The 13376-nt window shown below is 71.4% G+C and carries 14 protein-coding genes; 11 read left to right on the top strand and 3 right to left on the bottom strand.

Annotated features, from left to right (window positions below):
* Positions 1–98 precede the first annotated feature (98 nt).
* The 5 genes from OG299_RS19885 to OG299_RS19865 are packed head-to-tail and all read left to right on the top strand — an operon-like array spanning position 99 to position 4999.
* On the top strand, positions 99–1268 hold the full coding sequence (locus OG299_RS19885) for a 3-deoxy-7-phosphoheptulonate synthase (RefSeq protein WP_327362185.1): 1170 nt from the start codon (positions 99–101) through the stop codon (positions 1266–1268).
* A gap of 30 nt (positions 1269–1298) precedes the next feature.
* Positions 1299–2069 carry a 2,3-dihydro-2,3-dihydroxybenzoate dehydrogenase gene (locus tag OG299_RS19880; RefSeq protein WP_030302457.1) on the top strand — a complete coding sequence of 257 codons (771 nt, stop codon included), beginning with the start codon at positions 1299–1301 and terminating at the stop codon, positions 2067–2069.
* A gap of 58 nt (positions 2070–2127) precedes the next feature.
* Positions 2128–2808 carry an isochorismatase family protein gene (locus tag OG299_RS19875; RefSeq protein ID WP_266627445.1) on the top strand — a complete coding sequence of 227 codons (681 nt, stop codon included), beginning with the start codon at positions 2128–2130 and terminating at the stop codon, positions 2806–2808.
* The gene (locus tag OG299_RS19870) at positions 2805–4688 is read left to right on the top strand and encodes an anthranilate synthase family protein (protein ID WP_327362184.1); all 1884 of its coding nucleotides are present in this window, start codon (positions 2805–2807) and stop codon (positions 4686–4688) included. The genes OG299_RS19875 and OG299_RS19870 overlap by 4 nt, the downstream gene beginning before the upstream one ends.
* A complete protein-coding gene (locus OG299_RS19865; RefSeq protein ID WP_323179046.1) occupies positions 4685–4999 on the top strand; it encodes a hypothetical protein in 315 nt (104 codons plus the stop codon). The genes OG299_RS19870 and OG299_RS19865 overlap by 4 nt, the downstream gene beginning before the upstream one ends.
* A 66-nt stretch (positions 5000–5065) precedes the next feature.
* Here the strand turns inward: OG299_RS19865 and OG299_RS19860 are convergent, their stop codons facing one another.
* On the bottom strand, positions 5066–5545 hold the full coding sequence (locus tag OG299_RS19860; RefSeq protein ID WP_266627441.1) for an AtaL-like protein: 480 nt from the start codon (positions 5543–5545) through the stop codon (positions 5066–5068).
* A gap of 222 nt (positions 5546–5767) precedes the next feature.
* Here OG299_RS19860 and OG299_RS19855 point away from each other — a divergent pair, with 222 nt between their 5' ends.
* The 4 genes from OG299_RS19855 to OG299_RS19840 are packed head-to-tail and all read left to right on the top strand — an operon-like array spanning position 5768 to position 9401.
* Positions 5768–6469 carry an SDR family oxidoreductase gene (locus OG299_RS19855; RefSeq protein ID WP_266627439.1) on the top strand — a complete coding sequence of 234 codons (702 nt, stop codon included), beginning with the start codon at positions 5768–5770 and terminating at the stop codon, positions 6467–6469.
* 16 nt (positions 6470–6485) lie between these two features.
* Positions 6486–6920 carry a transketolase-like TK C-terminal-containing protein gene (locus OG299_RS19850; protein WP_266627437.1) on the top strand — a complete coding sequence of 145 codons (435 nt, stop codon included), beginning with the start codon at positions 6486–6488 and terminating at the stop codon, positions 6918–6920.
* Positions 6917–8182, top strand: a complete 1266-nt coding sequence (aroA, locus tag OG299_RS19845) for a 3-phosphoshikimate 1-carboxyvinyltransferase (RefSeq protein ID WP_327362183.1) — start codon at positions 6917–6919, stop codon at positions 8180–8182. Before OG299_RS19850 ends, aroA begins: the two co-directional genes overlap by 4 nt.
* A gap of 25 nt (positions 8183–8207) precedes the next feature.
* Positions 8208–9401, top strand: a complete 1194-nt coding sequence (locus OG299_RS19840) for a 3-hydroxybenzoate 6-monooxygenase (protein ID WP_266627434.1) — start codon at positions 8208–8210, stop codon at positions 9399–9401.
* A gap of 146 nt (positions 9402–9547) precedes the next feature.
* Here the strand turns inward: OG299_RS19840 and OG299_RS19835 are convergent, their stop codons facing one another.
* Positions 9548–10477 (bottom strand): NADP-dependent oxidoreductase, encoded by a 930-nt coding sequence (locus OG299_RS19835; RefSeq protein WP_323179103.1) that lies wholly within the window; start codon positions 10475–10477, stop codon positions 9548–9550.
* 130 nt (positions 10478–10607) lie between these two features.
* On the opposite strand from OG299_RS19835, the gene OG299_RS19830 reads away from it, so the two are divergent.
* The gene (locus OG299_RS19830; protein ID WP_327362182.1) at positions 10608–11612 is read left to right on the top strand and encodes an aldo/keto reductase; all 1005 of its coding nucleotides are present in this window, start codon (positions 10608–10610) and stop codon (positions 11610–11612) included.
* A gap of 2 nt (positions 11613–11614) precedes the next feature.
* Positions 11615–12469, top strand: a complete 855-nt coding sequence (locus OG299_RS19825) for an arylamine N-acetyltransferase family protein (protein ID WP_327362180.1) — start codon at positions 11615–11617, stop codon at positions 12467–12469.
* Between the two features lie 238 nt (positions 12470–12707).
* Here OG299_RS19825 and OG299_RS19820 read toward each other — a convergent pair whose 3' ends face one another.
* Complete coding sequence (locus OG299_RS19820) at positions 12708–13193, bottom strand: hypothetical protein (RefSeq protein ID WP_266627427.1); 486 nt, start codon at positions 13191–13193, stop codon at positions 12708–12710.
* Between the last annotated feature and the right edge of the window lie 183 nt (positions 13194–13376).

Below are 13376 nucleotides of genomic sequence, written 5' to 3'. Positions count from 1 at the left end.
ACGTAGTGGCGAATCTCTTGTGGTTCCCCCGAATGCCTGTTTCACAGACTTCTGGCTGCATCTGATGTCACGGCAGGTTCAGCACTGGGAGGTGCCGCATGCACGGTGTTGCACGCTGGAAATCATTGCCCGCGGGCCAACAGCCCGTTTGGCCGGATGAAGACGCCCTGGAGAATGCCAGGGCCGAACTCGCCGAAGCGCCCGCACTCGTCCGTCCGCAGGACGTCGAAGCCCTTCGCGGCCTGCTCGCCGCGGCCGCGCGGGGCGAGGTGCAGGTCATCCAGGGCGGGGACTGCGCGGAGGACCCCGCGGAGTGCACTCCCGGCTATGTGGCGCGCAAGGCGGCGCTCCTCGACGTGCTGGCCGGTGTCATGAAGACGCGCTCGCTCAAGCCCGTCATACGGGTGGGCCGGCTGGCCGGCCAGTTCGGCAAGCCGCGTTCCCAGCCGACCGAGACCGTCGGCGGCATCGAGCTCCCCGTGTACCGCGGCCACATGGTCAACAGCCCGGAGCCGGACCCCGAGCTGCGCCGTCCCGACCCCCGGCGCCTGGTCGCCGGCTACCGGGCGGCGGCCGGGGCCATGGGCTGGCTGGGCTGGCACGGCGAGGGGCGCCCCTCCGCGGCCGAGGCCCCGGTGTGGACGAGCCACGAGGCGCTGCTGCTGGACTACGAGGGCCCGATGCTGCGCACCCAGCCGGACGGCTCGGTGCTGCTGACCTCGACCCACTGGCCGTGGGTCGGCGAGCGCACCCGCGAGCTGGACGGCGCCCACATCGAGCTCTTCGCGACCATCGCCAACCCGGTCGCCACCAAGGTCGGTCCGAAGATGACCCCGGCCGAGCTGGTGGAGCTGTGCGGGCGGCTCGACCCGGAGCGGGAGCCGGGCCGGCTCACGCTGATCTCCCGGATGGGCCAGGGCACGGCGGCCGAGAAGCTGCCCGAGCTGGTCCGCGCGGTGCACGACGCCGGGCACCCGGTGCTGTGGCTGTGCGACCCGATGCACGGGAATACCGTCAGCCTGCCCGGCGGCGTCAAGACCCGTTATGTGGAAACGGTCGTACGTGAGGTCGAGGAATTCCAGAAGGCCGTCGTCGACAACGGCGGAGTGGCGGCCGGTCTCCACCTGGAAACGACCCCGGACCTGGTCCACGAATGTGTTTCCGACCAATACCACGTCGACGAACTGGGCGAGAAGTACACCTCGTTCTGCGACCCGCGTCTCAATGTCGACCAGGCCGTCGAGGTCGCCTCGGCCTGGCGCGGCTGAGGCCGAAGAAAAAGAGGGGGTTTCTCCATCATGGAAGGAAAGATCGCTCTGGTCACCGGAGCGGCCGGCGGCATAGGCGAGGCGATTGTCCGCGCCCTGGCTTCCCGGGGCGTCCGGGTGGCCGCGGTCGACCGCGACGCCCACCGCCTGCGCGACGTCGCCAAGTCCGTCGCGGAGGAGGGCGGCCGGGTCGATCCGTTCCCGGCCGACGTCACCTCCAGCGCCGACGTCGAATCGCTGGTCGACGACGTCGAGGCGCTCGTCGGTCCGCTCGACTTCCTCGTCAACGCCGCCGGCGTGCTGCGGCTGGCCGAGGCACGCACCCTGACCGACCAGGAGTGGAGCACGACGTTCGCGGTCAACACCACGGGCGTCTTCTTCGTCTCCCGGGCCGTCGTCAACCGCATGGTGCCGCGCCGCCGGGGCGCGATCGTCACGATCGCCTCCAACGCCGCGGGCACCGCCCGTACCGAGATGTCCGCGTACGCCGCCTCCAAGGCCGCCGCGACGATGTTCACCAAGTGCCTGGGGCTGGAGGTCGCCAAGTACGGCATCCGCGCGAACCTCGTGGCGCCGGGCTCGACGGACACCCCGATGCTCAACTCCATGTGGCAGGACGAGAGCAGCGCGCGGGCCTCCATCGACGGGGTCCCGGACGCGTACCGCGTCGGGATCCCGCTGGGCAAGCTGGCGCGTCCCGAGGACGTCGCCGAGGCGGTGGTCTTCCTGCTCTCCGACAAGGCCGCCCACATCACGATGCACGACCTCACCGTCGACGGCGGTGCGGCGCTCGGTGCCTGAGACCGGTGCAACCAGTCAGCGAACCGTGAACGAGAGCGTGAACGAGAGGGAGAAACGCATGGCAGGCATACCTGCGATCAACCCCTATCCGATGCCGTCGGCGGCCGACCTGCCCGCCTCCGGCGTCGACTGGGAGATCGATCCGGACCGCGCCGTCCTGCTGGTGCACGATCTGCAGAAGTACTTCCTGGCCCCCTTCCCCGCGGGCGAGCAGCCCGTCGTGGACCTGTCCCGCAACGCCGGCGCGCTGCGCGTGCGCGCCGCCGAGCTCGGCATCCCGGTCGCGTACACCGCGCAGCCGGGCGGTATGACCCCCGAGGAGCGCGGACTGCTCGGGGACTTCTGGGGCCCGGGCATGCAGCCCAGCCCGGAGCACCGCCAGGTCGTGGAACCGGTGGCGCCCGCCGCCGGCGACTGGATGCTCACCAAGTGGCGCTACAGCGCCTTCTTCAAGACCGATCTGCTGGAGCGGATGCGCGCACAGGGCCGCGACCAGCTGATCCTCTGCGGCGTGTACGCGCACGTGGGCGTCCTGGTGACCGCGGTCGACGCGTTCACCAACGACATCCAGCCCTTCCTCGTCGCCGACGCCGTCGCCGACTTCAGCTGGGAGGAGCACCGGATGGCGCTCGAGTACGCCGCCGGCCGCTGCGCCCGCCTGACCACCACCAAGGAGCTCCTGACGGCCCTCCCGGACCGGGTGGCCGCCTATGCCGGAGCGGGAGGGGAAACCGCATGACCGGAGACCTGCTGGGCCGGATCCTGACCGGCCGACCGCCGGCCTTCGCGCTGATCCACCGCCCGGAGACCACCGTCACCGGGCACCTCGACCTCTTCTTCGGCGAGTTCGCCGAGGCGGCCACGCTCGCCGACATCCCGCTCCGGGACGTCGAGGCGGGCGCCGGCGCCCGCCAGGACGTGCTCACCCTGGTCCCGTACCGGCAGCTCGCCGAGCGCGGTTTCGAGGCGCCCGACGACGGCACCCCGCTGCTCGCCATGGTGATCGAGGAGCAGGCGCAGGTGCCGCTCGCCGCCGTCCTGGCGGGGATCCCCGACGCCCCCGTCCACCTCGCGACGGGCGGCGACTTCGACATCGACGACGACACGTACGCCGAAACGGTGCGCCGCGTCATCGCGGACGAGATCGGCACCGGCGCCGGCGCCAACTTCGTGATGAAGCGGTCCTTCGTGGCCGACATCAGCGAGTACTCCACCGCCGCGGCGCTGCGCTTCTTCCGCCGGCTGCTGGAACGGGAGACCGGCGCGTACTGGACGTTCATCGTGCACACGGGCGAGCGCACCCTCATCGGTGCCTCGCCCGAGCGGCACGTGAGCCTCTGCGGCGGCCGGGCCGTGATGAACCCGATCAGCGGCACGTACCGGTTCCCCGCGTCCGGGCCCGAACTGCCGGGCGTCATGGACTTCCTCGCCGACCGCAAGGAGGCCGACGAGCTGTACATGGTCGTCGACGAGGAACTCAAGATGATGGCCCGGATCTGCGCATCGGGCGGCCGGGTCGTCGGGCCGTACCTCAAGGAGATGGCCCGCCTCGCCCACACCGAGTACTTCATCGAGGGCCGCACCTCCCGCGACCCCCGCGAGATCCTGCACGAGACCCTGTTCGCACCGACGGTCACCGGGTCCCCGCTGGAGAGCGCGGGCCGGGTCATCAAGAAGTACGAGCCCCAGGGCCGCGGCTACTACAGCGGCGTGCTGGCCCTGATGGGCCAGGACGAGAACAGCGAGCGGACGCTGGACTCGGCGATCCTGATCCGCACCGCCGACATCGACGGCGCCGGCCGGATGCGCATCGGCGTCGGCGCCACCCTCGTGCGCCACTCGGATCCGCTGTCCGAGGTCGCCGAGACCCGCGCGAAGGCGGCCGGCCTGCTCGCGATGTTCGAGCCGTCGGGGCCGCGCCGCTTCGGCGACCACCCGGACGTACGGGCGGCCCTGAGCCGGCGCAACGCGACGATCGCCGGATTCTGGCTGGACGACGACGCCTCCCGGGCCCGGCCGGTCCCGCTGCTGATGGGCCGCAAGGTGCTGGTGGTCGACGCGGAGGACACCTTCACCGCGATGATCGAGCACCAGCTGCGGGCCATGGAGGCCGACGTCACGGTCCGCCGGTTCGACGAGCCGTACAGCTTCGCCCCGTACGACCTGGTCGTGATGGGGCCGGGGCCGGGCGACCCGCGGGAGGTGGACGACCCGAAGATCGCGCACCTGCGGTCGGCGGTGGACACCCTCCTCGCTGAGGGGCGGCCGTTCCTCGCGGTCTGCCTCAGCCACCAGGTGCTCAGCACGAAGCTGGGCTTCGCGCTGAAGCGCCGGGATCAGCCCAACCAGGGCGTGCAGCGGGAGATCGAGCTGTTCGGGCGGCGCGAGCGGGTCGGCTTCTACAACACCTTCGCCGCGCAGAGCGCCTCGGACACCGTCGAGGTGCCCGGGATCGGCATGGTCGAGGTGTGCCGGGAGCCGGGGACCAGGGAGGTGCACGCGCTGCGGGGGCCCGGCTTCCGCTCGATGCAGTTCCACGCGGAGTCGGTGCTCACGGAGGACGGCATCCGCATCGTCGGCGAGGCCCTGTCCGGACTGCTCCAGGAGCAGTCCGTATGAGCATGAAGGCGACGGTGGCCTGGTGGGACCTGAAGGGTTCGGGGCACAGCATCGACTCGCTGCGGGCGTACCTGCGCGATGAGGCGGTCGACCGGTTCGCCGCGGTCGAGGGGCTGCGGCTGAAGTTCTGGATCGCGGACCCGGCGACGGAGCGCTGGGGCGCGGTGCTGCTGTGGGAGTCCGCGCAGGCGGCGGCGCAGCCGCTGGCCCCGCGGGCGGCCGAGCTGATCGGGCGGGCGCCGGTGCAGTACACGGTGTTCGACGTGGAGGCGACGGTCGAGGGTGTCCACACGCTGCCCGGGACGGTGTGAAGCACGAGAGCGCGTACGGCCCCTCACGGGCCCCCGGGGGCCCGTGAGGGGCCGTACGCGTGGGTGTCACGGCCTCTGGTCCGCCCTGCTGGTCATCACCCGGCGCAGCACCTCCGTCATGGCGTCCAGCGTGCCGTGGAAATCGCAGTCCAGGTCCCGCAGATAGGTGTTCTGCGCCAGGATCGCGGCCGCCGGGCGGTCGGTCAGGGTGATGCTCAGCGTGAGCGTGAGCCGGCCGTCCTCGTCCTCTCCGATCTCATTGCGAATCTCGGCGATGTCGCTGTCGTCCAGATGCCGGTAGGTAATGCGCCCGGCACTCTCCTGCGGAGTGACGCGTTGCACGAAGGTCAGCTCGCCGCGCCGGATTTCCCGGAGAAATCCATCGGCGTACCGTTCGTTGATCCGGCAATCCGTAATGGCCGGAACATAGCCGGTGGGGAACTCCGCCTTGTGTAGCAGCGCCTGCCACAGACTCTCCCGCGTAGGAGCCGGACACCCCTCCTGAACTGCGCCGACGATCGGACGTGTCCACGAAAGCGTCAGCATTGATCTCTCCTTTCCGCTGCTAAGCCGGCGTGCAGCATCGGTTGGGCGAAGAGTGGTGTCAAAGTCGGGCGGATCATTTCGTCACCTGCCCCCGGGACCTGACGGAATGAGAGAAGGCCACTGCCTCACCGGCTGTTGTTTCTTGCAGGGTGACGGTTGGTCGGTGGCGTTCCGCGGAGCGCCTTCCCGTTAAATCCGAAGCGGAGAATCAGGAGAACGCTGATGTCTGAACGGTTCGACGGCCAGGTCGTCCTCGTCACCGGAGGAGGCGAAGGCATCGGCCGGGCAGCGGCGGTTGCCTTCGCCCGGCTCGGCGCACTGGTGGTGGTCTCGGGCCGCCACCCGGAGACGCTCGAAGGAACGGTCAAGCTGATCCGCGACGCGGGCGGGCAGGCCGACAGCGTGGTCGCCGACGTGTCGGAGACGACGGCCGGCGCGGACGCCGGCGCCGCGTACGTCGTCGCCGAGACCGTGCGCCGGCACGGCGCCCTGGACGTGGCCTTCAACAACACCACCGAACTGGGCCCGCACCAGTCCGTGGCGGACATCGACGAGACGGTCTGGGCGCACACCCTGACGGCCAACCTCACGGGTGTCTGGCTGTCCATGAAGCACGAGATCGCCCACATGCAGAGCGCCGGCGGCGGGGTCATCGTCAACACGGCCAGCAACATCGGCGCCCAGGGCATGCTCCCCGGCCTCGGCGCGTACGCCGCGTCCACGGCCGCCGTCAGCGCGCTGACCCGGACCGCGGCCCGCGAGTACGTCGCCCAGTCGATCCGCATCAACGCCATCAGCCCCTGCCCGCTCGGCCGGGGAGCCAGCGTCGAGGAGATCGCCGACACCGTGGTCTGGCTCTGCTCCGACGCGGCCGCGTACATCGTCGGGCACGACCTCGTGCTCGACCGCAAGACCAGCGAGTAGAGCGGTGGCCCGTCCCATGCAGACATCTCCCCGTCCCTGCGACGATCCCGGCGAGCCGGGCTGGTCCAAGCGGGACAGCGTCGTGGCCGAGGCCGAGGCCGATGTGGAGGGCGCCGTGCCCGACGTGGTGCTGATCGCCACCGGCAGCGAGATGCGCATCGCCCTCGACGCCCGCGCCATCCTGCACCGCGAGGGCATCGCCGCCCGCGTGGTGCCGCTGCCCTGCCCCCCGTCCCCGCCCGGCGTCCGGGCCCGGGTGTCCGTGGCGGCCGGCTCCGCGCTCGGCTGCTACGAACTGCTCGGCGAGGCCGGCATCCCGGTCCGGCTCGACCAGTGCGGCGCGCGCGGCCCGTACACCGCGCTCCACGGGCAGCACGGCTTCAGCGCCGCCCGGGTGGCCGCCACCGCCCGGGCCGGACTGGCCCGCGCCGGACACCGGGAGAGCGCGTGAGCACGGCCGTACTGACCGCCCGCATCCCGGGCTCGAAGAGCATCACCAACCGGGCGCTGCTGCTGGCCGCCGCGGCCGACGGGGTCTCGCTGCTGCGGGCCCCGCTGGTCAGCGCGGACACGGTCGCCTTCCGGGAGGCCCTGGCCGGCCTCGGCGTCCCCGTCGTGGAGGGCGACGACGGCTGGAAGGTCACCGGCAGCGGCCGCGCCCCGGCCGGCGGCGGCGCGGTGTGGTGCGAGGACGCGGGCACCGCGGCCCGGTTCCTGCCGCCGTTCGCGGCGACCGGCGCCGGCGCGTTCACCTTCGACGGCACCGGCCAGCTGCGCGCCCGGCCGCTGCGGCCCCTCGCCGAGGCGCTGGGCCGGCTCGGCGCGGACGCCCGGGTCACCGAGCCTGTCGGCGGACTGCCGCTGACCGTCGCCGCCCGGGGCCTGACCGGCGGCGAGCTGACCGTGGACGCCTCGCTCAGCAGCCAGTACCTCACCGGACTGCTGATGGCGGGACCGCTGATGCGCCAGCCGCTGACCGTACGGGGCGAGGGGCTGGTCAGCCGCCCGTACATCACCATGACCCAGGAGCTGATGCGCCACTTCGGCGCGTACGTCGACGAGTTCGAGGGCGGCGCGATCCAGGTGCTGCCCGGCGGCTACCGGGCCGCCGAGCTCGACATCGAACCCGACGCCTCCACCGCCTCCTACTTCTTCGCGGCGGCCGCCGTCACCGGGACCACCGTCACCGTGCCCGGCCTCGGCCGCGGCAGCGTCCAGGGCGACCTCGGGTTCGTGGAGGTGCTGCGCCGGGCGGGCGCCCGGGTGGAGATCGCCGACGGGGCGACCACCGTGACCGGCACCGGGCCGCTGCGCGGCGGCTTCGCCGTCGACATGGGCGACATCTCCGACACCTTCATGACACTGGCGGCGGTGGCCCCGCTCGCCGACGCGCCGATCACCGTCCACGGCATCGGCCACGCACGGCTCAAGGAGTCCGACCGGATCGCCGCCGTCGAGGAGAACCTGCGGGCCCTCGGGATCCGCACCGAGTCAGGACCGGACCGGCTCACCGTCCACCCGGGCCGCCCCAAGGCCGCCCGGATCGCCTGCCGACGGGACCACCGGATCGCCATGGCGTTCTCGGTACTGGGCCTGCGCGTCCCCGGCATCACGCTCGACGACCCGTCCTGTGTCGGCAAGACCTTCCCCGGCTTCCACGCCGAACTGGGACGGCTCTTCCCGGCCCACCGCTCGGGCACCCACAGTCAGTGACAACGAAAGGGATGTGAGAACCCCCATGGCCGACATACTCATCGCCGGCGGTGGCATCGGTGGCCTCGCCGCGGCGCTCGGACTCGCGAAGCGGGGACACCAGGTCACCGTCCTGGAGCGCAGGGACGTCTTCACCGAGGTCGGCGCAGGCATCCAGCTCGGTCCGAACGCCTTCCACGCGCTCGACCTGCTGGGCGTGGGCCAGGAGGTCCGCGACCGCGCCGTCTTCATCGACGAGCTGCGCTTCATGGACGGCACGACCGGCGAGAAGGTCGCCGCGATGCCGGTGAAGGAGAAGTACCGGGGCCGGTTCGGCAACCCGTACGCCGTCGTCCACCGCGTCGACCTGTACCTGCCGCTGCTGGAGGCCGCCCGCCGCCACCCCGGCATCGAGCTGCTGGGCCGCCACCACGTCGTCGCGTACGAGCAGAAGGCGGGCGCGGTCTGCGCCGTCCTCGCCGACGGCCGGCGCCTCACCGGCGACGCGCTGATCGGCGCGGACGGGCTGCACTCCGCGATCCGGCAGCAGATGGTCGGCGACGGGTCCCCGCGGGTCTCAGGACACACCATCTACCGGTCGGTGATCCCGATGGAGGAGGTGCCCGAGGAGCTGCGGTGGAACACCGTCACCCTGTGGGCGGGCCCGAAGTGGCACTTCGTCCACTACCCGATCGCGGGCGGCGAGCACTTCAACCTGGCCGCGACCCGGGACGACGGCGCCACGGAGGCCGTGGCCGGCCTGCCGGCGGAGCACGACCACGTGGTGAACTCCTTCCCCGAACTGTCCGGAGCCGCACGCCGGTTGCTGGAGCTCGGCCGGGACTGGAAGTCCTGGGTGCTGTGCGACCGCGACCCGGTGGACCGCTGGACCGAGGGCCGGGTGGCGCTGCTGGGCGACGCCGCGCACCCGATGCTCCAGTACGCCGCGCAGGGCGCCTGCCAGGCCATCGAGGACGCGGTGCTGCTGAGCGGGCTGCTGGACGGCTGCCCGGCCGATTTCGAGCAGCGGCTGGAGAAGTACAACGCGGCGCGGCGCGAGCGGACCGCGCAGGTGCAGCTGGTGGCGCGGGAGATGGGGCGACAGCTCTACCACGCGGCGGGCGAGGCGCGGGTCGAGCGCAACGCGATGCTGGCGTCGCTGTCGGACGACGACATGTACGACAAGGTGGCCTGGCTGCACGGCGCGTACGACTTCGACCGCCTCACGGCAGGCTCTTGACGCAGGCCCCGATGGCTTCGGTGAGGTAGGTCTTCGGATCCGCCGCGTATACCCCGGCGCCCGCCGGCCGCGCGGTGTTGCCGTCCGTACCGCATTCGCCGCCGCACCGCCCGAACGGGCGGTGCGGCGGCGCCGTCCGGGCCGGGTCAGACCGTGAGGACGATCTTGCCCGTGGTGTGGCGGGACTCGCCGTGCTCGTGGGCCTTGCGCACGTCCTGGAGGGGGAAGGTCTCCGCGATCAGAGGGCGCAGCAGGCCCGTGTCCACGAGGGTGGCCAGTTCCTGCAGGACCATGTGGTCGGGAGCCACGTTGACCGTGATGGCGCGGACGCCCGCCGCGGTCGCCTTCGCGGTGATCTCCTCGATCCCGAGGGGGTTCGTCACGCCGATGTAGAGCCCGCCGGGGCGCAGGGTGCGCAGGGAGCGGTCCTCGTACTCGCCGCCGACCAGGTCGAGTACGACGTCCACGTCCTGGACGGCCTCGGTGAAGTCCTGCGCCGTGTAGTCGATCAGCTCGTCGGCGCCCAGCTCGCGCAGCAGCTCGTGCTTGGCCGCGCTGGCCGTGCCGATGACGTACGCGCCGCGGGACTTGGCGATCTGGACGGCCAGGTGGCCGACGCCGCCGGCCGCCGCGTGGATCAGCACCCGCTGGCCCGCCTGCAGGTCCGCGCCGTCGATCAGGGCCTGCCAGGCGGTCGAGCCGGCGAGCGGCAGGGCGGCCGAGGAGACGTGGTCGAGGCTGCCCGGCTTGCGCGCGAAGTGGCGCGCGGGCGCGGCGACGTACTCCGAGTACCCGGCGGCCTCGTCGGGGAAGGAGGGGAGGCCGAAGACCTCGTCGCCGACCTTGAACCGGTTCTCGCCCGCCGCGACCGCCACGACGGTGCCGGAGACGTCCCAGCCGACGCCGAACGGCGGGGTCATCCACAATCCGAATGCACGGATCTTCCAGTCGATGGGATTGACTCCGGCGGCGTGGGTCTTTACCAGAATTCCCGCAGGACCGGGAATAGGAAGAGGGGAATCTGTCAGGTTCAGTACTTCGGTGCCGCCCAGGACGTCCTGGCGGACCGTACGCATCGTTTCTGTCATGCATTCAATGATCGCAACTCGCAAAGCCGAAGCCCCGTCGATATTCGGCCATTCACGACCTGACAGACCGGCCCGGATTGGTTTTTGCGCCGAAGGCGACTGCTCAATGCTGGGGTATATGACTCAGCTGCGATCACTTGGTTCGGCCGGCCCTGAGGTTTCCGCTCTCGGCCTCGGCCTGATGTCCATGTCCGACTTCTACGGCCCTGCCGACCGGGCCGAGGGAGTCGCCACCGCGCACGCCGCCATCGACGCCGGGATCACCCTCCTCGACACCGGTGACTTCTACGGCAGCGGCCACAACGAGCTCCTCCTGCGCGAGGTGCTGCAGAGCCACGACCGCGAGCAGCTCACCCTCAGCGTCAAGTTCGGCGTCCTGCGCGACCCGTCCGGCGGCATCCTCGGCGTCGACTGCCGTCCCGAGGCCGTCAAGAACTCCCTCGCCCAGACCCTGCAGCGGCTCGGCACGGACTACGTGGACGTCTACCGCCCGGCGCGCCTCGACCCGGCGGTGCCGATCGAGGAGACCATCGGCGCCATCAAGGAGATGGTGGAGGCCGGCCACGTCCGGCACATCGGCCTGTCCGAGATCGGCGCGGAGACCCTGCGCCGGGCCTCCGCCGTGCACCCCATCTCCGACCTCCAGATCGAGTACTCCCTGCTCTCCCGCGCCATCGAGGACGAGATCCTGCCGACCGCGCGCGAGCTCGGCACCGCCATCACCGCGTACGGGGTCCTCGCCCGCGGCCTGCTGTCCGGCCGCTGGAACCACCAGCGCGCCGCCGCCTCCGACGACGGCCGCAGCAACTTCCCGCGCTTCAGCGGCGAGAACCTCGACCGCAACCTGCAGCTGGTCGCGGCCCTGGGCAAGGTGGCCGAGGTCAAGGGCGTCACCACCTCGCAGCTGGCGATCGGCTGGGCCATGGCCCAGGGCGTGGACGTCGTCCCCGTCGTCGGCTCCCGCCGCCGCGACCAGCTCACCGAGGCGCTCGGCGCCCTCTCCCTCGAGCTGACCGCCGAGGACGTCGCCGAGATCGAGCGGGCCGTCCCCGCCGAGGAGGTCGCCGGCACGCGCTTCGACGCCGAGGGCATGGCCATGCTCGACAGCGAGAAGAAGGGCTGAGCATGAGGCCGTTCTGCAGCGCCGCCCAGTGGCAGGCCGAACTCCTCGACGTCGAGGCGTACCTCGACCGCCTCGGCATCACCGGGCCGCTGGAGCCGGACGCGGAGACCCTGCGCCGGCTGCACCGGGCGCACGCCCTGACCATCCCGTTCGAGAACCTTGACATCCTGCTGGGGCGGGGCATCGACCTCGACGTGGACGTCATGCAGTCCAAGCTCCTGCGCAGCAGGCGCGGCGGGTACTGCTACGAGCACAACATGCTCTTCGCGGTGCTGCTGGAGCGGCTCGGGTACGAGGTCACGCGGCTGTACGCGCGTCCGCTCCTGGACGCGCCCAAGCCGCTGCCCCGGACCCACCTGATGCTGAGCGTGGCCGTGGGCGGGGAGACGTACCTCGCTGACGTGGGCTTCGGAGACGAGGGCCCGCTGGAGCCGATCCTCGTCGCCGACGGGACCGTCTCGGACCAGGGCGGCTGGGTGTACCGGCTGGCCCGCGAGGAGGGCACCGACAAGGAGTGGGTGCTCTTGCTGAAGCGGGACGACGGCTGGTTCCCCCTGTACTGGTACGCCACCGAGGCGCACCACCACATCGACTGCGTGGTGGCGAACTACTTCATCTCCACGCACGGGAGCTCGCCGTTCACCGGCCGCGTCTTCCTGGAGCGGATCGCGGAGGACTGGCGGCTGAACCTCAACCACCGCAAGCTCACCCTGACCCGGGCCGACGGCACCGTCGAGGTCCGGCACGTGGCGGACGGGGAGGTGCGCGAGCTGTTGGCCAAGCAGTTCGGCATCGAGCTGACCGAGGAGGAGACCGCGGTGGTCGTCGCCGCGCTGCCGGCCCCCGAGCCCTCCTGAGCCCGCATGGCCCCTGCGGGGCCCGTGGCGCGCACCCGGCCGGTGCGCACCGCGGGCCCCGTTCCGTTGGCGGTGCGGGCGCCCGTACGCGACCAAGCCGGACGCGAGCCGTACGCGAGCCGTACGCGACAAAGCCGTACGGGCCCGGCGGGGGGAGCCGGGCCCGTACGGCGGACGCCTGAGGGGGGCGCCGAGGGGGGTGAGCGCGGTGCAGGGGGTGTGCGGGGAAGTACGGGGGTCAGCGGGGCTGGACGGCGATGCGGGTGGCCTTGCCGGTGGAGGCGCCGCTGGTGACGAAGGAGCCGTCCAGGTTGTTGATGGTGAAGGCGAAGTCGAAGTTCGCGGTGTTCTTGCCCGTCACCGAGATGTTGGCCTTGAAGGTGATGGTGGAGGCGGCCTTGCCGTCCGCGCCGATCAGGAAGGCGACGTCGGTGTCGGAGTAGGTGCCGCAGCCGGTCTGGCGCCACTCGCCGTGCGAGGCGGTCGTGGTGTTGTTCGGCGAGGTGAAGTTGACGACGCCGGCGGTGGCGGTGGCGCTGCCGTAGTAGCTGCCGAGGAAGACCTCGTGGGTGTTGTCGTCGACGACCTTCCAGCTGCCCGGCAGGGTGTAGCAGCCGCTTCCGCCCTCGACGGCGGCGTTCGCGGAGCCCGTGACGGCCGTCGCGGTGGCGAGCGCGGCGACTCCCGCGAAAACGGCGACCTTGATACGGGTGCTCTTGCGCATGTGATTGTCTCCCATGGAATTGGTGAGTATTCCTGCAATTCCTATGATGGCGCGCTGAATTCACCAGAGGTATGGACCAGATGTCGATCCGTCAGGTCGGCTCGATGCGTTCGCCGTGGCAGAAAAACCCCTGTGCCGCACGCGCAATGCATGCGGCACAGGGGCGTGGATATCAGGGAAGGA

The sequence above is a fragment of the Streptomyces sp. NBC_01296 genome (assembly GCF_035984415.1).
GTDB lineage: Bacteria > Actinomycetota > Actinomycetes > Streptomycetales > Streptomycetaceae > Streptomyces.
The sequence above is the reverse complement of the archived record's forward strand: the minus strand, read 5'-3'. Positions and strand labels throughout refer to the sequence as shown.